Here is a 19304-nt window from a genome sequence, read left to right as displayed (position 1 = left end):
CGGTATCGTTCAAGCCGACTAGGTAGGGTTCCCAGTCGGCAGCCGGCTTTACCTGACGAAGCCGTGGGCGTGCATATGGCCCGAGTGGTAGAGCAGCGGTGCGCGGTCGGTATGGTGCTCGCAGCGATCCACCTCGCCAATGAAGAGCAGATGATCGCCCTCTTCATGCTGGCGCAGATTGCGGCATTCGAAGACGGCGCTGCAGCCCTCCAGCAGCGGCACGCCATGCTCGGAGTCATGATGCGGCGTATGGCTGAAACGGTCCGCACCCTTGCGCGCAAACAGCTCGGCCAGCGGCTTTTGCGAAGCCGCCAGCACATGAATCGCGTAATGCGTGCAGTGACGGAACACGGGCAGCGAGTTGGCCTTCAGACCCAGGCTCCATAGCACCAGCGAGGGCGCCAGCGACAATGCGTTGAAGGAGCTGACCGTGGAGCCCACCGCATGGCCCTCTGCACTGCGCGCCGTGATGATGGTCACGCCGGTGGCAAATTGCCCCAGCGCATCGCGAAATTCGCGCTGCGAGAAAGGCAAGGCCGAACGCAAGACGGAGGTAGGCAAGGCGGAGTTCACGAAATTCAGAGCTCAAGTCAGCGACCACAACGGTGCGCCACGGTTCAAGATCAGCAGATCCAAAGAGCATCTGCAGGACTTGATCAATTATCAACTTGAACCTTGCCGGTCACAATCCGTAAGGGCTTAAGGCCAGAATCATCAATTTTGATAGCGTCTTGCGCAGGAATACAAGGCCTGCAGGCCAAAATCTTCATCAATACCGGGTCTGAGCTGCCAGCAGTCCTTGACCGGCCTGCTGCGCCAGCCAGCCGCCGACCTTGGCCTTGCTGCAGCGCTGCAGCTGCATCAGCAGCTCATGCTCTGGCCAGGGCAAGGCATGGCGCTCGCACAGGTCCTGCTGCATGCGGGCCAGCAGGGCCGCCGCCATCTCGGCATCGGCCAGCGCCCGGTGGGCACGGCCCGTGGAGGGCAGTTGCAGATAGCGCGCCAGATTGCCCAGGCTGTGGCTGGGCGCCTGCGGGTAGATGCGGCGCGACAGCAGCACGGTGCAGGCAAACAGCTGGGGTGCGGCTTCGCCCGCCAGCGCCAGCTCGGCCTGCCAGAACTTGCTGTCGAACGATGCGTTGTGGGCCACCATGGGCGCAGCACCCACAAAGCGGGCCGCATCGCGCATCACCTCGGCGGCGGGCGGCGCCGTGCGCAGCATGGCATTGGTGATGCCTGTGAGTTCGGTGATGAAGGGCGAGACCCAAGCCCCGGTCTGCATCAGGCTCTGGAAGCGGTCCACCACGCGGCCCTGCTCCAGCAGCACGATGGCCACCTCGGTGGCCCTGGCGCCCTGGGCGGGCGTCATGCCCGTGGTTTCAAAGTCGATGACGGCAATCGCAGCACTCATGACTGCATTGTGCCGTGGCCGGCGCCTCAGTCCGTGCCCAGCTCGTCTTCGCCGGGCAGGCCCAGACTTTGCACCACATGCTCGAGGATGCGAAACAGCTGCTCGCTCTCGGCGCTGCCAAGCTGCTCCTCGATCTCGGTGTAGATGGTCTCGAAGTGCGGCACGATCTGCGCCACCATCTCCTGGCCGGCAGGCGTGAGGGCGAACTCTGAGCCCCTCAGATCGGCCACATGGCGGCCGCGCTTGATGAGCAGGCGCCCTTCCAGTGTCTTGAGCAGGCGCGAGAGGCTGGGCATGCTGATGAAGGTCAGCTGCGACAGCTCCATGGGACGCAGGCGCTTGTCGGCCACCCACATGATGCGCAGCACGCGCCATTGCTGCTCGGTCAGGCCGTGCGCACGCAGCGAGGGGCGAAAGCGCACCATGACCGCCTCGCGGGCCTTGAGCAAAGCCATGGGCAATGAGCGCGCAAAGGAACGTGAGGTTTCAAGGGCTGGAGTGATGTCGTGCTGGGTCATGGCATGGACGAGTTGCTGGCGTGATTGTATGTAAGAGCCTCACGCAGCGATACCGTCAATCCGGGCAAAAGTGTCGCCCATCCAGGCCCTGCGGCCTGCTGCCCGTCTCAGGCCGATGCAATCCGCGCGCCGCGCAGCATCTCGTCGGCGCGCTCGCCCCAGAACCTGAAGTCCAGCGCCGGGCGCTCGCCGCTCATCAGCGCCGCCATGGCCTTGCCCGAACCCGCACCATGTGTCCAGCCCAGGGTGCCATGCCCGGCATTGACCCAGATGCCTCTTGCCTGCGTGGCCCCGATGCAGGGAATATTGCTGGGCGTGGCGGGCCGCAAACCGCACCAGAACTGCGGATCGCCGCCCTGCTCGGGCAGCCGCGTGTCGCAGACGCCGGGCATCAGCTCCTCCACGCGCCTGACCAGCATCTCGCAACGCGCTGTGGCCGTTGGCGTGTCCAGACTCAGATCGAAGCCACCGAGCTCTATGGTGCCGGCCACACGCAGGCGGTTGCCCAAACGACTCATGGCGACCTTGCGGCTGTCGTCGATGGTGGAGACCATGGGGGCTTTTTCAGGCTGCAGCAGCGGCAAGGTAGCGCTATAGCCCTTGCCCGGATAGATGGGAACCTTCACGCCCAGAGGCTTGAGCAGCAGCGGCGTGTATGAACCGCAGGCGACCACCACGGCGTCCGCGCTCAGCATGCGTGGGGCGCCATCGCTGCAGTCGCGAATCTGCACCCGGGCAGGCTTGCCCCGGCGCGCCGGCTGCAGGCTCAGGATGTCGTGGCCGTAGAGGAACTGCACACCGGCCTGGGCACAGAGATCGGCCAGCTTTTCGGTGAACAGACGCGCATCACCGGACTCATCGGTGGCGGTGAACGTGCCACCCGCAATCTGCGCCGCATAGGGCGTGAATGCGGGCTCGATGGCAAGCAGCTCGTCGCGGCTGACCAGACGGCGCTGCACGCCGTATTGCCGCATCAGCTCCACGCCTTCGGCGGCTTCGGCAAACGCCTGCCGGCTGCTGTAGAAATGGGCAATGCCGCGCTCCAGCCGCTCGAACTCGATACCGGTCTTCTGGACCATGTCCTTGAGCGCCACATGGCTGTAGGCGCCCAGCGCCACGATCTGCTGCACATTGCGCGCAAAGGCGCGGTCATTGCACTGGGCCAGGAACTGCAGGCACCAGCGCCATTGCGCGCTGTCGAGCCGGGGCCGCAGCAGCAGCGGAGCCTCTTTGTCGAACATCCATTTCAGCGCCTTCCAGGGCGCCTGGCGATTGGCCCAGGGCTCGCAGTAGCTGACCGAGATCTGGCCGCCATTGGCATAGCTGGTCTCCAGGGCCGGACCGCTCTGGCGGTCCACCACGGTGACTTGGTGACCGCGCTCGCGCAGATGCCAGGCGGTGCTGATGCCGATGATGCCGGCGCCCAGGACGATGATGTTCATGCGGCCAGTGTCTGCACTCTTGCGGGCGAACAAAAGCAGCATTAAATTTTCAGCAGTTTCATCAGAAAGGCTAATGAAATTGCCATGAGCTCCTGGGACCCTGTTGCGCTTGAATGCCTGGCCGCCATCGTGGAAGAAGGCGGCTTCGAGCGCGCGGCGCAAAAGCTGCACATCACCCAGTCGGCCGTGTCCCAGCGCCTGCGCGCGCTGGAGGCTCAGGTGGGCTCGGTGCTGGTGGAGCGCACGCGCCCCGTCAAGCCCACCAGCGCCGGTCGGCTGCTGCTCAAGCATGCCAAACAGCTACGCCTGCTGCGCGCCGATCTCGCGCATGAGCTGCAGGAGCTGGCACCGCAGACCGGACAGAGTCTGGCCGGAGAAATCGTCTCCATCGCCATCAATGCCGACAGCATTGCCACCTGGGCCATGACGGCTCTGGACGAGCTGGTAAAGAGCGGCCTGCCGCTGGAGGTGGTGGTCGACGACCAGGACTTCACGCAGGAGCTGCTGCGTTCGGGCCAGGTCATGGGCTGCGTCACCACGCTGAGTCAGGCCATGCGCGGCTGCGCCGTGCAGCCCCTGGGCGCCATGCGCTATGTGGCCGTGGCCTCTAGCGAGTTTGCGCAGCAAAGACTGCCGCAGGGGCTGACGCGCAAGAACTTCAACCAGCTGCCCTATCTGTCCTTCAACCGCAAGGACGATATGCAGGCCGAGTTCGTGGCGCGTTGCCTGGGTCTGCGCAATGTGTCGCTGCAGCATCAGATTCTGCTGCCCAGCTGCGAGGCGCAGGTGCGTGCCGTGCGTGCCGGCTGGGGCGTGGGCGTGCTGCCGCAGCTGCTGGTGCAGCCCGCGCTGGATGCCGGCGAGATGATCGACGTGGCAGCAGGCCATGTGCTGTCCATCGCGCTGTTCTGGCATTGCTGGAATCTGGAGTCACGCGTGCTGGCCCGTGTCAGCCAGGCCTTGCTCGGCAAGGCCCGGCAACTGCTGCAAGCATGATTGATGCAGCCAAGAAAAAAGGCCGTGCTTTGCAGCGCGGCCTTGAGAGCTTGAAGTCAAACGGAGGTACTTTGGTTTTTGTAGCTGTGGACGCTCATCTATCTTTGATTTGAAACTGATTTATGCCTGATACGTATGTAGATAAAGCACAAGCAGCTATGAAAATCAGCGAATCAGCAGCACGGGGATGGTGCAGCCCGCCAGCACCTGCGAGCTGACCGAGCCCATGACCAGACGACCCAGCGCACCGTGACCGTGCGTGCCCATGGCGATCAGGTCGAACTTGCCGTCCTGGGCAGCATGGATGATGGTGTCGGCAATGGGGCCGACCTTGGAGATGCTTTGCGCCTCGACGCCACGCCCCTTCAGGAACTCCAGCACGGGCTGCAGGATCTTGGCGGATTCTTCGTCGTAGTACTGCTCCACCACTTCCTTGCCCAGCGCAGCGCGTGCACGAGGCGGCAGCAGCGGCTGCACGGTGATGATGGTGTACTCGTGGCCCGTGCCCAGCATCTCCTGATGCGAGGTCAGATAGGCCAGCATTTTCTGGGTGTAGGCACTTCCGTCCACAGCGAGCAAGATCTTCATACCAAATTCTCCTTGTTGATGTCTCAAGCCTAAGGGCTGGGGACAGTCAGCATCTTGACTTGGCTCAAGTCAATTGTCGATGCTGGCAGAAAGTCATCCTGCTCTCCCTTGCGGGCATAACCAAGAGGGTTGGCCACCACACGGCATTGCCATTCGCTGCCGTCCTCGCGCTGGCCGCGTGCGATGTAGTCGCTGGCGCAATGCAGATGACCGTGCAGCCAGAGCTGGGCATGGGGCAGAAAGTCGTCCATCACATTGCAGAAACCGGCCGTGCCGGGCACCAGCCCGTAGCGCGGATCGGCACTGCGCAGGCTGGGCGCAAAGTGGGTCACGGCCACCGTGGGCCCGTCAAAAGGCTGCTGCAGCGCGGCGCGCAGCCAGTCCTGGCAGAGCAGGCTTTCCTCGCGCATGGGCGCGGCCAGAAACGGCTCGCCCTGGCGACTGCCGCCGGTCTTTTGCAGATAGAAATTGGCGGCGCGAAAGGCCTTCTCGCGCAGCTTGTGCAGGCGCGTGGCATCGCTCACGCCTTCATGCATGGCCATGGCGTCGAAGTCGCTCCACAGCGTGGTGCCGATGAAACGCACCCCGTCCATGACCACGGTTTCACGGTCGAGCCAGATCAGGCCCAGCCTGTCGCACACACGCCGCAGGCGCAGCCGAGCCTCATCGAAGTCCTGCATGTCGTACTCGTGATTGCCGGGCACGAACAGCACGGGCGCGGGCCAGGCCGCGTATTGCGGCAGCGGCGAAAAACGCTCCAGCCCGAAGTTCTCGCCATCGACCTGGGTGCTGCTCTGATAGGAGCCGATGTCGCCGGCCAGCACCAGCACATCGGCGCCCGCGGCAGGCTGGGCCACGAATTGGGGGTGGACTTCGAGGTGCAGGTCGGACAGCAGCTGGATCTTCATGTGGCTAGTTTAGTCAACCATGGTGAGTGACCTGGGCCGAACCGTTGGCAAAAGTGATCTCGGCCGAACGCGTCAGCGTTTTCAGCAGCCAGTCATAGGCCTGCGGGTGCGGGCCGCGCCGACGCCACAGTGCATCCACATGCACGGGCGTGACATCGAACGGCAGATCGCGCAGCTCCAGCTGCTCGCTCATGCCGGTCACGGGCACAAAATGGCGCGGCAAGATGGTCAGCAGATCGGAGTTGATCACCACGCGCGCCGCGGTGAAGAACTGGTTGACGGTGAGCACCACTTCGCGCGAGCGCCCCAGCGAGGCCAGGGCCTCGTCGATGAAGCCGAAGGAGCGGCCCGAGAAGCTGACCAGCATATGGCGTGCCGCGCAATAGTTGTCCAGCGTCAACGGCACATGCGCCAGCGGATGGCCCTTGCGCATCACACACAGGTACTCGCCCTCATACAGGCGGCGGCTGTCAAAGGCCACCAGACCGCCGGCCTGCGCACGCGCCGTCAGATCGGCCAGTACGGCGGGGAAATAGCCCACGGCCATGTCGGCCTCGCCATCGTCGAGCAAGTGCCTTGGATCGCGCGTGGTCAGCGGCAGCAGACGTATGCCCAGGCCCGGTGCCTCGCGCGCCAGAATCGGGTACAGCGGTGGAATCAGCGTGGCGGCCGTGGCATCGGCCATGGCGATCACGAATGTGGTGGCGGCCGTCTCGGGGTCGAACTCATCGGGAGCAAGTGCACCTTCCAGATGCTGCAGGGCCTCGCGTATCACCGGCCACAGGGCCTGGGCGCGCGGCGTGGGCTCCACGCCCTGCCCCTGGCGCACCAGCAGCTCGTCGCCCAGGACCTCGCGCAGCCGACGCATGGCATTGCTGACCGCCGGCTGAGTGATGCTGAGCTTGTGCGCCGCGCGCGTGAGGCTGCGCTCGGACATGACCTCATCGAAGACGCGCAGCAGGTTGAGATCCAGAGAACGAAAGTTCAAAGACATGGCATCACCCAATACATCACTGCTGTGAATGCTACAGATTCAAAATATAAATTTGAACACACCTAGGGTAATCCCTATAGTTACACCTATTCCCCGGGCAATTCGCCAAAAGCGTGGGTCAAAGGGTTAACTGCCATGAGCAACTTTATTTACAACTCCTACTGTGTCGAGCACCCTGGTGTGGTGCGTATCTATCAAGCCAGCGATGAACGCATGGCCTCCATTGCCGCCGAACATGAAGCGCAATCCCAGTCCAGGTCGTCCTGGATGGTGCTGGCCGTGGTGCTGGCAGCCCTGGCCGCCGGCGTCTTCCAGGCCACCGAGACCTGGAGCGACGGTCATATGATGGCCGCCTGGATGGTTCTGTGGGCCATGGCTTTCGCCAGCATCGCCCTGTTCTCCCAGCCTGCCCGCCGCGCCATCAATCTGGTGCGCACCGGCTACCGCGCCTGGGTCAAGAGCCGCCAGCAAGCCGCTGCCGATGAACGCGTCTGGAACGCTGCGCTGCAAGATGCCCGCCTGATGGCTGATCTGGCCCGTGCCATGGATCGCCAGAGCCGCTGAGCTCCGCGCCTCTCCGAAGAAAGCCGCTGCCCACAAGGCCAGCGGCTTTTTGCATGGGGGAATAGAGTCAAACAAGCCTCTATCTCAGATTCAGAAAGCGCTTACAGCTACAAAAATAAAAGCAAACAAAAAGCCCTGCTGAAAAAAATCAGCAGGGCTTTTTTAATGTGCACAGTCTCAGTCAGGGACACCGCGCAAGGGCCGCACCGCCGCGCTGGTGTCGTCCCCCTCCCATAGCGCGAAGTGCGTAGAGAGAGGGGGAAGCCGCGCAGCGGCTCAAGGGGGGAATCAAGCGCTCAAGCGCTTTTCCAGCTCAGCCTTGGTGTCCAGCATGGACTTGGGCAGGTTGTATGCCAGCTTGTCGAAATGCTCGCCGTGCAGCTGCATTTCCTCGGCCCAGGCTGCCTTGTCGATATTGGTCACGCTGTCGAACTGAGCTTCATCGAAGTCCAGACCGTTCCAGTTGATTTCGGCGTACTGGGGAGCAATACCGAAAGCGGTTTCCTGACCCTGAGCCTGGCCTTCCAGGCGGTCGATCATCCACTTCAGCACGCGCATGTTTTCGCCGTAGCCGGGCCAGACGAACTTGCCTTCGGCGTTCTTGCGGAACCAGTTGGTGGTGAAGATCTTGGGCAGGGTTGCGCCCTGGCCTTCGATCTTGGCGCCCAGATCCAGCCAGTGCTGGAAATAGTCGCTCATGTTGTAGCCGGCGAAAGGCAGCATGGCGAAGGGATCGCGACGCACCACGCCTTGCGCGCCAAAGGCGGCGGCAGTAGTTTCGGAGCCCATGGTCGCAGCCATGTACACGCCTTCGGTCCAGTCACGCGCTTCGGTCACCAAAGGCACGGTGGTGGAGCGGCGGCCGCCGAAGATCATGGCATCGATCTTCACACCGGCAGGATCGTCCCAGGCTTCGTCCAGCGCGGGGTTGTTGGTGGCAGCCACGGTGAAGCGGGCATTGGGGTGAGCGGCCTTGGCACCGGTTTCCTTGGCGATCTGGGGCGTCCAGTCCTTGCCTTGCCAGTCGATCAGGTGATCGGGCAGCTTGCCCTGATCCTTTTCCATGCCTTCCCACCACACGTCGCCGTCATCGGTCAGTGCGACGTTGGTGAAGATCACGTTCTTGTCCAGGCTCAACATGCAGTTCGGGTTCGTGAGCATATTGGTGCCGGGAGCCACGCCGAAGTAACCGGCTTCGGGGTTGATGGCACGCAGCGAGCCGTCGGCCTGGGGCTTGATCCAGGCGATGTCGTCGCCGATGGTCGTGACCTTCCAGCCGTCGAAGGCCTTGGGCGGCACCAGCATGGAGAAATTGGTCTTGCCGCAGGCCGAGGGGAAGGCCGCAGCCACGTGGTACTTCTTGCCTTCGGGGTTGGTGACGCCCAGGATCAGCATGTGCTCGGCCAGCCAGCCCTGGTCGCGACCCATGGTGGAGGCGATACGCAGTGCAAAGCACTTCTTGCCCAGCAGCGCGTTGCCGCCGTAGCCCGAGCCGTAGGACCAGATTTCGCGGGTTTCGGGATAGTGGACGATGTACTTGGTCTTGCTGCAAGGCCAGGTGGTCTCGTCCTTCTGGCCCGCGGCCAGAGGTGCGCCGATGGTGTGCACGCAGGGCACGAACTCGCCGCTGGTGCCGATCACGTCATACACGGCCTTGCCCATGCGGGTCATGATCTTCATGTTGACGGCCACATAGGGGCTGTCGGAGAGTTCGATACCCACGTGGGCGATGGGCGAACCCAGCGGGCCCATGGAGAAGGGCACCACGTACATGGTGCGGCCAGCCATGCAGCCGTCGAACAGCGGGTTCAGCGTGGCGCGCATTTCCGCAGGTTCCATCCAGTTGTTGGTGGGGCCTGCGTCTTCCTTCTTGGCCGAGCAGATATAGGTGCGGTCTTCCACGCGGGCCACGTCCGAAGGATCGGTCCAGGCCAGGAAGGAGCCTGGGCGCTTGGCCAGGGGCTTGAAGGTGCCGGCGTCCACCAGCTGCTGGCACAGCGCGTCATATTCGGCTTGCGAGCCGTCGCACCAGTGGATCTGGGCGGGCTTGCACAGCGCAGCCATTTCGGCAACCCAGGCAATGAGCTTGGGGTTCTTGACGTAGTCGGGAGCCTGGATGTTCAGGCTTTGCACAGCGGCGTTCATGGGGGAAGTCCTTCAATTAAAAAACCAATTTTTCAAAGAAGCATCCTCTGCAGTCCGTGCCGGCTGCGTCTTTGAAAAAAGGCTTTTGAAGGTGTCTCGCTTGCTTTCCCTAGCGCTTGTTGGCGCCTGAAATCCGTCTGAAATAGTCAAAACAACCTTGTTTTGAATAGCAGCGGGAGATCGATTTTAGGGAGGAGCCTTGAATTTGTCAGCAAATCACTGGCAATATCTATGCATTCTGCGCATCACAATATGCATGCAACACTCATTCATAACCTGCGCAGACGTAAAAAAACCCCGCGTCGCGGGGTTGGGCTCGAGAAGGTTGGAATGCCTAGGCCATGTTCACGGCGATAAAGGCCAGCAGGAACATCATCACGGCGCCAGCGGCGGGAATGATGATGGGAATATAGGGCACAACGGCTTCGGCCGCATCCTGTGCCTCGTGGTTCACTGCGGAATCATCTGACATGTGATCAATGCTCCTCCTGAAAGCAGGCGGTGAAACAAGCAAGCTCTGCAGCCATTCTAGGCACAGCCCTGGCGACATGGCTCAGGGAAAGCCATAGCAGCTCTTGGCGCTCAGACCCGCCTCTCATGCGCCGCCAATGGCGAACAGCACTTCTTCAATGTCGACCATGCGCAGATAAGTTCGCACTCGGAGTGCAGCAGCATATGCTGGGCTTGCGGACGACCCGGCGCCGATTGCGAAATCGATGTGCACCGTTCCGCGTCAGATCGCAGCGCCGAAGTTCCTCGCTGAAAGGATGGCTTCTATGGTTAGCGCTTCTTTCTTGTTCTGGCTGATCCTGCTGATGCTGTTGATTGGCCTGGGGACGGCGTCGATCCGGATTTTTCGCGAGTATGAGCGCGGCGTGGTCTTCACGCTGGGGCGCTTCTGGAAGGTCAAGGGGCCGGGACTGATCTTCATCATTCCCGCCATTCAGCAGGTGGTACGGGTGGATCTGCGCACCGTGGTCCTGGAGGTCCCGGCGCAGGATGTGATCTCGCGCGACAACGTCTCGGTCAAGGTCAATGCCGTGATCTATCTGCGCGTGGTGGATGCGGAAAAGGCGGTGATCCAGGTGGTCAACTATCTGGAAGCGACCAGTCAGCTCGCGCAAACCATGCTGCGCTCCGTACTGGGCAAGCATCAGCTCGACGAAATGCTGGCAGAGCGCGAATCGCTGAACCTGGACATCCAGCAGGCGCTGGATGCTCAAACCGACACCTGGGGCATCAAGGTCTCGAACGTGGAGATCAAGCAGGTCGATCTGACCGAATCCATGATCCGGGCGATCGCGCGCCAGGCCGAGGCCGAGCGCGAACGCCGCGCCAAGGTGATTCATGCCGAGGGTGAATTGCAGGCATCTGAAAAACTGTTCCAGGCAGCCAAGGTGCTGGCGCAGGAGCCTCAGGCCATCTTGCTGCGCTATCTGGAGACGCTGACCGTGATCGGCGCAGACAAGAACACGACCGTGGTATTTCCCTTGCCCATGGATCTGGTGGCGCCGCTCTTGAAGAAAGCAGCATCCTTGCCGGCCTGAACCCCGCCGCCGGCCCCACTTTCACACCAGGGCTGCCTCCATGCCTGCGGCCCGCAAGGCCATCAGCACCTGCTCCACATGGGGCTGGTTGCGGGTCTGCAGCACAAATTCGATTTCAACGTTCTGTGCGGCCAACATGGTGAAGGCACGCTGATGGTGCACTTCCTCGATATTGGCACCGGCACCGGCCACGGTGGCGGTGATCTGGGCCAGCACGCCGGGCACGTCGCGCGCGCTGACGCGGATGCGCGCCAGACGCCCGGAGCGCACCATGCCGCGCTCGATGATGGCGGCCAGCAACAGCGGATCGATATTGCCGCCCGACAGCACCAGCCCCACCTTCTTGCCCTTGAAACGCTCAGGATTGCGCAGCAGCGCCGCCAGGCCTGCCGCACCCGCGCCTTCGACCAGCGTCTTCTCGATCTCCAGCAGCATGAGCACGGCCTGCTCGATATCCCCTTCGTCCACCAGCAGCAAGTCATCCACGCAGCGCTGCACCACCTCCTGGGTGATGACGCCGGGCTGGGTCACGGCAATGCCCTCGGCAATCGTCGATGTACCCATGGGCAGATCGGTGTGGCGCAGCGCGTTGACCATGGAAGGAAAGCGCAGAGTCTGCACACCCACGATTTCGATCTCGGGCTTGATGGCCTTGGCCGCCGTGGCAATGCCCGCAATCAGGCCTCCGCCGCCAATGGCAATGACCAGCACATCCAGATCGGGCTGGGCCTGCAAAATCTCCAGCGCCAGCGTGCCCTGACCGGCGGCGATCGCCTCGTCGTCATAGGGATGGACAAAGGTCAGCTGCTGCTCCTGCGCCAGCTGATAGGCATGGGCACGCGCCTCGGCCAGGGTATCGCCATGCAGCACCACCTCGGCACCGAAGCCGCGCGTGCGCTCCACCTTCACGCCAGGCGTGAAGCGCGGCATGACGATGACGGCACGCAGGCCCAGACGTTGCGCGTGATAGGCCACGCCCTGGGCGTGGTTGCCCGCACTCATGGCGACCACGCCGCGTGCGCGCTCGGCATCGCTGAGCATGAGCAGCTTGTTGAGCGCGCCACGCTCCTTGAAGGATGCCGTGAACTGCAGGTTCTCGAACTTGAGATAGACCTGCGCCCCCGTGATCTGCGAGAGCGTGCGTGATTCCACAAAAGGAGTTTGAAGGACGGCGCCATTCAGGCGCACAGCGGCGGCTTGGATATCTGCAAAGGTCAGCATGGTGAAGCCATTTTGCAAGCAGCCCATCACCCCGCGCCGGTGCTGGGTTTGCGAATCAGCGGCTTCTGGCCCACTCGCTCTGCAATTGATAGCTTCAATCCTTTTATTTGAAAAGGCCTGTTGGCAAAAAAAGCTGGATTTCAGCGTCATGCTGCGATGGACGAACCGCTAAGGATTTCCCTTAGTTATCGCAAAACATGCAACATAGTGCCTAAAACAGCGTGCATTTTTTTGAGTCATCTGCATAATTGTGCCTACACCCAGTCAATAACTGCACTATCTTTCATCTCAGCAGGAGCCGAGCATGCAGCAGCAAACCGTCGTCGATTACCGCACCGACCCCAGCCAGTACCGGCACTGGTCGTTTGAAGTGGATGGCAATATCGCCCGGCTCAAGCTGGACATTGCCGAGGACGGCGGCATACGCCCCGGCTACAAGCTCAAGCTCAACAGCTATGACCTGGGCGTGGATGTGGAACTGCACGATGCGCTCAACCGCATCCGCTTCGAACACCCGCAGGTACGCTCCGTCATCGTCACCAGCGGCAAGGAACGCATCTTCTGCTCGGGCGCGAACATCTTCATGCTCGGTGTCTCGTCCCACGCCTGGAAGGTGAACTTCTGCAAGTTCACCAACGAGACGCGCAACGGCATGGAGGACAGCTCCCGGCACGACGGACTCAAGTTCGTTGCCGCCGTCAACGGCGCCTGCGCAGGCGGCGGCTACGAGCTGGCTCTGGCCTGCGATGACATCGTGCTGATTGACGACCGCTCCTCCTCGGTATCGCTGCCCGAGGTTCCGCTGCTGGGCGTGCTGCCCGGCACGGGCGGGCTGACGCGCGTGACCGACAAGCGCCATGTGCGCCACGACCTGGCCGACATCTTCTGCACCAGCGTGGAAGGCGTGCGCGGCCAGCGTGCCGTGGACTGGCGACTGGTGGATGCGATCGCCAAGCCCGCGCAGTTTGCCGAGGTGGTGCAGCAACGTGCCGCCGCACTGGGCCAGAGCAGCCCGCGCCCGGCTTCGGCCCAGGGCATACAGCTTGCCAGACTGCAGCGCGAGCAAAGCCCGGACGGCTTGCACTATCGCCACGTCAGCGTGCAGATCGATCGCAGCAAGCGCAGCGCCACCATCACGGTCAAGGCCCCCAGGGGTGAACAGCCCGGCAGCCTTGAAGCCATAGAAAGCGCAGGCGCCGCCTGGTGGCCGCTGGCCATGGGCCGCGAGCTCGACGACGCCATCCTGCACCTGCGCACCAACGAGCTCGATGTGGGCACCTGGATTCTCAAGACCGAGGGCGATGCGCGCGCCGTACTGGCCGCAGGCCAGGCCCTGGTGGCACACCGCGATCACTGGCTGGTGCAGCAAACCACAGGCCTGCTGCGCCGTACCTTTGCACGCCTTGATGTCTCGTCGCGCTCGCTGTTCGCACTGATCGAGCCGGGCTCCTGCTTTGCCGGCATGCTGGCCGAGCTGGTCTTCTGCGCCGATCGCGCCTATATGCTGGTGCTGCCCGACGAGCCCGAGCGCGAGCCCGTCATCGAGCTCGATGCCTTCAACTTCGGCCTGCTGCCGCTGGTCAACGATCAAAGCCGTCTGCAGCGACGCTTCTACGAGGAGTCCGGGCCGCTTGAGGCCGCGCGCGCTGCCGTGGGCAAGCCGCTCAACGGCGATGCGGCGCAGCAGCTCGGGCTGGTCACCGCCGCGCTTGACGATATCGACTGGGAAGACGAGATCCGCATCGCCATGGAAGAGCGCGCTGCGATGTCGCCCGATGCACTCACGGGCCTGGAAGCCAATCTGCGTTTTGCCAGCCAGGAAAACATGGTCACGCGCATCTTCGGGCGCCTGTCCGCCTGGCAGAACTGGATCTTCAACCGCCCCAACGCGGTCGGAGAAAAAGGGGCTTTGAAGCTTTACGGCACCGGACAGAAAGCCGGCTTCGATTTCAACCGGGTATGAGCAACCTCCCCCTGAGCGGCTGCGCCGCTTCATGAATCGGCAAAACATCACAGGAGACATCCCATGAGCAGCATCGACTACAGCCAAAAAATCCCCAACAACGTGGACCTCAGCGGCGACCGCACGCTGCAGCGCGCCCTGGAGAGCTGGCAGCCCAGCTTCATCCGCTGGTGGGACGACGTGGGCCCCGAAGGATCGACCAACCACGAGGTCTATCTGCGCACTGCGGTGAGCGTGGATCCGCAGGGCTGGGCGCAGTTCGGCTACGTCAAGATGCGTGACTATCGCTGGGGCATCTTCCTGAACCCGGCGGATCAGGAACGCAGCATTCATTTTGGCGATCACAAGGGCGAGAAAGCCTGGCAGGACGTCCCCGGCGAGCACCGCGCCAACCTGCGCCGCATCATCGTCACGCAAGGCGATACCGAGCCCGCATCGGTGGAGCAGCAGCGCCACCTGGGCCTGACCGCGCCGTCCATGTACGACCTGCGCAATCTGTTCCAGGTCAATGTGGAAGAAGGCCGCCATCTCTGGGCCATGGTCTACCTGCTGCACAAGCATTTCGGACGTGACGGACGCGAGGAAGCCGAGGCACTGCTGGAGCGCCAGAGCGGTGACGAAAACAACCCGCGCATTCTGGGCGCATTCAATGAAAAAACGCCGGACTGGCTGGCGTTCTTCATGTTCACCTACTTCACCGACAGAGACGGAAAATTCCAGCTCGCAGCGCTGGCCGAATCCGCGTTCGACCCGCTGGCGCGCACCACCAAATTCATGCTGACCGAAGAGGCCCACCACATGTTTGTCGGCGAGTCCGGCGTCTCGCGCGTGCTGGCCCGCACCTGCCAGGCCATGAACGAGCTCAAGACCGACGATGTGAACAAGCTGCGCAACGCGGGCGTCATCGATCTGCCCACGATCCAGCGCTATCTGAACTTCCACTACAGCGTGACCATCGACCTGTTCGGCGCCGATCAGTCGAGCAATGCCGCCACCTTCTACAGCTCGGGCCTCAAGGGCCGCTACGAAGAGGGCAAGCGCGAGGACGACCACAAGCTGCACGACCAGAACTACAAGGTGCTGGAAGTGGTGGACGGCAAATTGCAGGAGAAGGAAGTGCCCATGCTCAACGCCTTGAACGAGGTGCTGCGCGACGACTACATCAAGGACAGCAATGCCGGTGTGGGCCGCTGGAACAAGGTGATGGAAAAGGCCGGCATCGACTTTCGCCTGACGGTGCCGCACAAGGCCTTCAACCGGCAGATCGGCGCGCTGGCAGGCGTGCGCGTCAGCCCCGACGGCCGCCCCGTGAGCGAGCAGGAATGGCTGGCCAGAAAGAACGAGTGGCTGGCCACCGACGAGGACCGCAACTTTGTCGCATCGCTGATGAAGCCATGCCTGGAGCCGGGCAAGTTTGCCGGCTGGATTGCGCCCCCCGTCATGGGCATCAATCGCCAGCCCGTGGACTTCGAGTACGTGAAGTTTGGGTGACCCCTGAGCCGCTACGCGGCTTCCCCAAGGGGACGGTGCCTTCGCCGCGAGGCGGCTCTTGCTCGGCACCTCTCACTTGGTGCAGTGCCAGTTTTAGGCCATGCCAGTCTGGAGAAAGAAATGAGCACCATCACGCTGATTGAAAACGGCATCCTGAAGCAGCATCTGATCGACCCGGAAATCTGCATCCGCTGCAACACCTGCGAGGCGACCTGCCCCGTGGATGCCATCACGCATGACGACAACAACTACGTGGTCATGGCGGACAAGTGCAACGGCTGCATGGACTGCATCTCGCCCTGCCCTACCGGCTCCATCGACAACTGGCGGCTGGTGGCAGCCAGCAAGCCCTACAGCGTGGCCGAGCAGCTGGGCTGGGAGAGCCTGCCCGAAGAGCTTGGCGCCGATGTGCTGGCCGCCGCGCAGACGGCCGAGAATGCTGGCGATGTGCAGGATCTGAGCCAGGCCCAGGCCGTGATCGCGGCTGCTGCGGGCCTGCCCGAAGGAGGCGCTGCGCAAGTCTTTCGCGCAGCCAGCTATGGCGCCACCACGCCGCCCTGGTCTGCCGCCCATGCCTACACCAACCTGCATGGTCCCAAGGCTGCGGTGACGGCCACGGTGGTGGGCAATCTGAACTGCACGGAAGCCGGCTTCGACAACGAAACCCACCATATCGTGCTGGACTTCGGTGCCATGCCTTTCCCGGTGCTCGAAGGCCAGTCGCTGGGCATTGTTCCGCCCGGTGTGGACGCGGGCGGCAAGCCCCATGTGGCACGCCAGTACTCGATTGCCAGCGCCCGCAACGGCGAGCGCCCCGGCTACAACAATCTGGCCTTGACCGTGAAACGCGTGGTCGAGGATCACCAGGGTCAGCCCGTGCGCGGCGTGGCCAGCAACTATCTCTGCGATCTGCAGGTGGGTGACAAGGTGCAGGTCATAGGCCCGTTCGGCAGCAGCTTTCTCATGCCCAACCACCCGCGTTCTCACATCGTGATGATCTGTACCGGCACGGGCAGCGCGCCCATGCGCGCGATGACGGAATGGCGCCGTCGCCTGCGCAAGAGCGGCAAGTTCGACAGCGGCAAACTGCTGCTGTTCTTCGGTGCGCGCACGCCTCAGGAGCTGCCTTATTTCGGCCCCCTGCAAAACCTGCCCAAGGATTTCATCGACATCAACTTCGCCTTCTCGCGCGTGGCCGGCCAGCCCAGGCGCTATGTGCAGGACGCCATGCGCGAGCGCTCGGCCGACCTCATGGAGCTGCTGCGCGACGACAACACGCACATCTATGTCTGCGGTCTCAAAAGCATGGAGGACGGCGTGGTACTGGCCCTGCGCGACGTGGCCCAGCAAGCAGGCCTGGGCTGGGAGGAGCTGGGCGCAAGACTCAAGCGCGAAGGACGTCTGCACCTGGAAACCTACTGACGCCTCAAGCCCTCGCGAACCCTGTGGGCGACAGACAGGATTCGCGCATCAACGCAGCGGCTGCATGTCATGCCCTTGACAGCGCAGCCCCTGCCAGCGCCCTACAGTGCAGCACACCACAACCCACGAAAGACATGGCATGAATGCACGGGCGAAATTTCTGCGCATGCAAGACAGCACGCGTGAAGACTGGCAGTTGATCGGCGGAGAATTTGCACACTTCACCAGCGGTCTGCCCGACAGGGTGATGGCCCACCTGAAGCTGCTGGAGGGCGACTATGGCGGCTTTCCGGTGGACCGCTATACGCACTCCCTGCAAACCGCCACGCGCGCGCTGCGCGACGGCCGCGACGAGGAGTATGTGGTGTGCGCGCTGCTGCACGACATTGGCGATACCCTGGGGTCCTTCAACCACCCCGACATTGCCGCCGCGATTCTCCAGCCCTTTGTGAGCGAGGCCAACCACTGGATGGTCCAGCATCACGGCATCTTCCAGGGCCACTATTTCTTCCATCACATCGGCATGGACAGGGACATGCGCGAGCAGTTCCACGAGCACCCGCACTACCAGCGCACGGCCGAGTTCTGCGAGCTCTATGACAACCCGGCCTTCGATCCCCGGGCCGAGACCTTGCCGCTTGGCGAGTTCGAGCCCATGCTGCGCCGCCTGATGGCCAGCCCCAAGCAAAGCATCTACAAGCAGGCAATGGCGCGCTGAGAACCAGGAATCGATTGTCTTCAGGACTTACGCAAACAAGGATGCACAACGGCATTTCTGTTGACCAAGCCCATGCCTAATCCGAATTTGCGTAAGTCGTGGCCTGCTCGCTATCGATCGATGAGCAGCTAGCGCTTTTTCTTCCTGGATATCAGGTGCATTTGTTGCTGATATCGTTGCATGACAAGCGCTGCATGCTCCTGATTTCACCTCAGCATTTCAGGCATCTGGTGCCTGCGCGTCCTCGGCCTGACTGCGGGCCAGGCGTTCGCTCTTCCAGTACACATCGTCGCCGCCGTCGATGCGGTTGAGCACGCGAGCCAGCACGAACAGCAGATCGGACAGGCGATTCAGATACTGGCGCGCAGCGGCTCGCATGGTCTCGGCCTGCTCCAGCGCCACCACCTGGCGCTCTGCACGGCGCGCCACGGTGCGGCACACATGGGCCTGCGCAGCAGCGCGCGTGCCGGCCGGCAATATGAACTCCTGAAGACGCGGCAGCTGCGCGTTGTAGTGGGCCAGCGCGTTGTCGAGCTGCAGCAGTGCATCGTCCTTGAGCAGCTCATAGCCCGGCATGGACAGCTCGCCGCCCAGGTTGAACAGCTGGTGCTGGATGTCGATCAGCAGGTCGCGCACCTCCTGGGGCATTGGCTCGCACAGCAGCAGGCCGATATGCGAATTCAGCTCATCCACATCGCCCATGGCATGCGGGCGGCCGCTGTTCTTGGAAACGCGGGTGTTGTCTCCCAGGCCGGTGGTTCCGTCATCTCCGGTGCGGGTGGCAATTTGCGTGAGGCGGTTGCCCATGGGTCATCCCTTGTCAAAGCTGCGAATTTTTCGGGGCCGGCACGGCCCGCAGATACGGCCGCCATTGTGCGTTACAGCCCGCAGGCAAATGTAGTCTGAGGCAACAGCAGGCAAAAATGCTGGCCCTTTGCCGCCTCACAGGGTGCAATGCACTCCTGTTATCGCATAGAGAAGGAATGCCATTCATGAACAAGAAGAATCTGCTCAATTGCAAGGTCTCGTCATTCGAAGTCGTCAGCGTGGTGCTGTTTTCTGCGCTCACCCTGGGCGGGGGCATGGCTTTTGCGCAAACCGGCGTCGGCAACAACAAGGAGCCTGCGCGCATCGTGCAGTCGGGCTCCGCCACCGGCGTGCAGCAGGCCCCCACCGCCAAGAACAGCGTGCAAGCGGCCTTCGAACGTGCCGACGCCAATCGCGACGGTCAGCTCAGTGCGCAGGAAGCGCGCCAGCTGCCTGTCATCTCCCAGCGCTTCGAAGAGATCGACAGCGACCGCAACGGCCAGCTGTCACGCGCCGAATTCGACAAGGGCGCTCAGCAGTACTGAGGCCTTGTCGCGACGCTTTCCTGA

At 62.7% G+C, this 19304-nt stretch carries 19 protein-coding genes; 8 read left to right on the top strand and 11 right to left on the bottom strand.

Features of this window, described 5'->3' with window-relative positions:
• Positions 1 to 48 precede the first annotated feature (48 nt).
• The 4 genes from P353_RS23400 to P353_RS23385 form a co-directional block, all read right to left on the bottom strand.
• Positions 49 to 573 carry a flavin reductase family protein gene (locus P353_RS23400; RefSeq protein ID WP_003071989.1) on the bottom strand — a complete coding sequence of 175 codons (525 nt, stop codon included), beginning with the start codon at positions 571 to 573 and terminating at the stop codon, positions 49 to 51.
• Between the two features lie 196 nt (positions 574 to 769).
• A complete protein-coding gene (locus P353_RS23395) occupies positions 770 to 1411 on the bottom strand; it encodes a PolC-type DNA polymerase III (protein ID WP_034375010.1) in 642 nt (213 codons plus the stop codon).
• Between the two features lie 26 nt (positions 1412 to 1437).
• Positions 1438 to 1929 carry a homoprotocatechuate degradation operon regulator HpaR gene (gene hpaR / locus P353_RS23390; RefSeq protein ID WP_034375007.1) on the bottom strand — a complete coding sequence of 164 codons (492 nt, stop codon included), beginning with the start codon at positions 1927 to 1929 and terminating at the stop codon, positions 1438 to 1440.
• A 107-nt stretch (positions 1930 to 2036) separates the two neighbouring features.
• Positions 2037 to 3413: a D-amino acid dehydrogenase gene (locus P353_RS23385; protein ID WP_034375005.1), complete on the bottom strand. Its 1377-nt coding sequence runs from the start codon at positions 3411 to 3413 to the stop codon at positions 2037 to 2039.
• Between the two features lie 42 nt (positions 3414 to 3455).
• Here P353_RS23385 and P353_RS23380 point away from each other — a divergent pair, with 42 nt between their 5' ends.
• Entirely contained in the window at positions 3456 to 4367 is a 912-nt protein-coding gene (locus P353_RS23380) for a LysR family transcriptional regulator ArgP (RefSeq protein ID WP_034375002.1), read from the top strand.
• Positions 4368 to 4532: 165 nt separating this feature from the next.
• Here the strand turns inward: P353_RS23380 and P353_RS23375 are convergent, their stop codons facing one another.
• From P353_RS23375 to P353_RS23365, 3 genes are read right to left on the bottom strand one after another with little or no spacing between them, the layout of a single operon-like run.
• Positions 4533 to 4955 carry a universal stress protein gene (locus tag P353_RS23375; RefSeq protein WP_034375000.1) on the bottom strand — a complete coding sequence of 141 codons (423 nt, stop codon included), beginning with the start codon at positions 4953 to 4955 and terminating at the stop codon, positions 4533 to 4535.
• A gap of 29 nt (positions 4956 to 4984) precedes the next feature.
• A complete protein-coding gene (locus P353_RS23370) occupies positions 4985 to 5863 on the bottom strand; it encodes a metallophosphoesterase (RefSeq protein ID WP_034374998.1) in 879 nt (292 codons plus the stop codon).
• Between the two features lie 13 nt (positions 5864 to 5876).
• Positions 5877 to 6857 carry a LysR family transcriptional regulator gene (locus P353_RS23365; RefSeq protein ID WP_034375207.1) on the bottom strand — a complete coding sequence of 327 codons (981 nt, stop codon included), beginning with the start codon at positions 6855 to 6857 and terminating at the stop codon, positions 5877 to 5879.
• Positions 6858 to 6992: 135 nt separating this feature from the next.
• Between P353_RS23365 and P353_RS23360 the strand changes: the two genes are divergently transcribed.
• A complete protein-coding gene (locus P353_RS23360) occupies positions 6993 to 7421 on the top strand; it encodes a hypothetical protein (RefSeq protein ID WP_034374996.1) in 429 nt (142 codons plus the stop codon).
• Between the two features lie 288 nt (positions 7422 to 7709).
• Here the strand turns inward: P353_RS23360 and P353_RS23355 are convergent, their stop codons facing one another.
• On the bottom strand, positions 7710 to 9566 hold the full coding sequence (locus P353_RS23355) for a phosphoenolpyruvate carboxykinase (GTP) (RefSeq protein ID WP_034374994.1): 1857 nt from the start codon (positions 9564 to 9566) through the stop codon (positions 7710 to 7712).
• A 334-nt stretch (positions 9567 to 9900) separates the two neighbouring features.
• Positions 9901 to 10038, bottom strand: coding sequence for a hypothetical protein (locus P353_RS29685; RefSeq protein ID WP_003059912.1), 138 nt, complete (start codon positions 10036 to 10038; stop codon positions 9901 to 9903).
• Positions 10039 to 10342: 304 nt separating this feature from the next.
• On the opposite strand from P353_RS29685, the gene P353_RS23350 reads away from it, so the two are divergent.
• A complete protein-coding gene (locus P353_RS23350; protein WP_034374992.1) occupies positions 10343 to 11113 on the top strand; it encodes a slipin family protein in 771 nt (256 codons plus the stop codon).
• Positions 11114 to 11134: 21 nt separating this feature from the next.
• Here P353_RS23350 and P353_RS23345 read toward each other — a convergent pair whose 3' ends face one another.
• A complete protein-coding gene (locus P353_RS23345; RefSeq protein WP_034375205.1) occupies positions 11135 to 12334 on the bottom strand; it encodes a threonine ammonia-lyase in 1200 nt (399 codons plus the stop codon).
• Between the two features lie 304 nt (positions 12335 to 12638).
• Here P353_RS23345 and boxC point away from each other — a divergent pair, with 304 nt between their 5' ends.
• The 4 genes from boxC (at position 12639) to P353_RS23325 (ending at position 17928) form a co-directional block, all read left to right on the top strand.
• A complete protein-coding gene (gene boxC, locus P353_RS23340; RefSeq protein WP_034374990.1) occupies positions 12639 to 14297 on the top strand; it encodes a 2,3-epoxybenzoyl-CoA dihydrolase in 1659 nt (552 codons plus the stop codon).
• A 63-nt stretch (positions 14298 to 14360) separates the two neighbouring features.
• Complete coding sequence (boxB, locus tag P353_RS23335) at positions 14361 to 15788, top strand: benzoyl-CoA 2,3-epoxidase subunit BoxB (RefSeq protein ID WP_034374988.1); 1428 nt, start codon at positions 14361 to 14363, stop codon at positions 15786 to 15788.
• Positions 15789 to 15908: 120 nt separating this feature from the next.
• On the top strand, positions 15909 to 17210 hold the full coding sequence (gene boxA / locus P353_RS23330; RefSeq protein WP_034374986.1) for a benzoyl-CoA 2,3-epoxidase subunit BoxA: 1302 nt from the start codon (positions 15909 to 15911) through the stop codon (positions 17208 to 17210).
• 139 nt (positions 17211 to 17349) lie between these two features.
• The gene (locus P353_RS23325; RefSeq protein WP_034374984.1) at positions 17350 to 17928 is read left to right on the top strand and encodes an HD domain-containing protein; all 579 of its coding nucleotides are present in this window, start codon (positions 17350 to 17352) and stop codon (positions 17926 to 17928) included.
• 219 nt (positions 17929 to 18147) lie between these two features.
• On the opposite strand, the gene P353_RS23320 is transcribed toward P353_RS23325, so the two are convergent.
• The gene (locus P353_RS23320; RefSeq protein WP_034374982.1) at positions 18148 to 18735 is read right to left on the bottom strand and encodes a cob(I)yrinic acid a,c-diamide adenosyltransferase; all 588 of its coding nucleotides are present in this window, start codon (positions 18733 to 18735) and stop codon (positions 18148 to 18150) included.
• Positions 18736 to 18920: 185 nt separating this feature from the next.
• Between P353_RS23320 and P353_RS23315 the strand changes: the two genes are divergently transcribed.
• Positions 18921 to 19280: an EF-hand domain-containing protein gene (locus P353_RS23315; RefSeq protein WP_034374980.1), complete on the top strand. Its 360-nt coding sequence runs from the start codon at positions 18921 to 18923 to the stop codon at positions 19278 to 19280.
• The last annotated feature ends 24 nt before the right edge of the window (positions 19281 to 19304 follow it).

The organism is Comamonas testosteroni (assembly GCF_000761245.1).
In the GTDB taxonomy this organism is placed as follows: domain Bacteria; phylum Pseudomonadota; class Gammaproteobacteria; order Burkholderiales; family Burkholderiaceae_C; genus Comamonas; species Comamonas testosteroni_C.
Note: the sequence above shows the minus strand (reverse complement) of the source record. Positions and strands in the feature narration are given on the sequence as shown.